Origin of the sequence: Falsiroseomonas oryzae, assembly GCF_027856955.1 — a bacterium.
GTDB lineage: Bacteria > Pseudomonadota > Alphaproteobacteria > Acetobacterales > Acetobacteraceae > Falsiroseomonas > Falsiroseomonas oryzae.
This window is the reverse complement of the sequence record NZ_JAPSMD010000877.1, coordinates 1-983: the sequence shown is the minus strand read 5'-3', so window position 1 is coordinate 983 and position 983 is coordinate 1. Positions and strand designations below refer to the sequence as shown.

The following is a 983-nucleotide window of genomic DNA, read 5'->3' as shown; positions in this document are numbered from 1 at the left end:
AGTCGCCAGCATGGGCCGGGATGCCTGCCGCGGCCTTGATGCGCCGCAAGCGCCGAGGCCGCGGCGCCCGCCGCGCGACGCCGGCCGGCGACGGAACCCGGCTGCGCCGGCCGGCGCCTTGGCGTAGAAGCGGCCGATGGCGAAGCCCGACCTGATCCTGCACATCGGCCAGTCCAAGACCGGCACCTCCTCCATCCAGCGCGTCCTCGGCGCGCGGAGGGAGGCGCTGTCGGCGCTCGGCGTGCATTATCCCGTGGCGCCCGGCCACGCGAACCACGGGCTGCTGCCGGCCTCCCTGGTCCCCGTCGCGCGCCTCGGCCACTTCCACCCCAATGTCTGGGAGGGGATGCAGCCCGCCGCGCGCCTCGCCCGCTTCCGCGCCGACTTCGCGCGCGAGATGGACGCGCTGCCCGCCGGCACGCGCCTGGTGCTGATCTCCGCCGAGCAGATGTCCGGCCTGCTCGACACGCCGGAGCTGGTGGCATCGCTGCGCGACCTGCTGGCGCGCTGGACCGGCGCGGCGCGGGTGGTGATGTATCTCCGCCGGCAGGACAGCCACTTCGCCTCCGGCTACACCCAGGCGCTGCGCGTCGGCCACGTCGCCCCGCCGATGCTGCCAGCCGCGGGCCCCGAGCAGCTGCGCGGCTACGACTATGCCGCCATCCTGGACCTCTGGGCGCAGGTCTTCGGCGAGGCCGCGGTGCAGCCGCGCATCTTCGAGCCCGAGAGCCTGCTGAACCGCGACGTGGTGGACGACTTCCTCGCCCTCTGCGGCATCCCGCTCGCGGTCCCGGCCGACGACCCCGACCGGCAGAGCAACCTCTCCCTCACCCCCGGCGGCATCGACCTGGTGCGCGCGGTGGCAGCGCAGCTGGCCGCCGCGCCGGGCGGGCTGCAAGGCGCCTCCCCGCTGTGGCGGCGCTTCGTCGGCGCGGCCAACGAATGGCTGCCTGGCCGCGGCTGGCGCCCCGGCGCGGCAGAGG

General features: G+C 75.8%; 1 protein-coding gene. It reads left to right on the top strand.

Going from position 1 to position 983, the window contains the following annotated elements:
- Nucleotides 1-136 precede the first annotated feature (136 nt).
- The coding region (locus tag OZN99_RS32400) for a hypothetical protein (RefSeq protein WP_270939293.1) at nt 137-983 on the top strand (847 nt) is incomplete at its 3' end.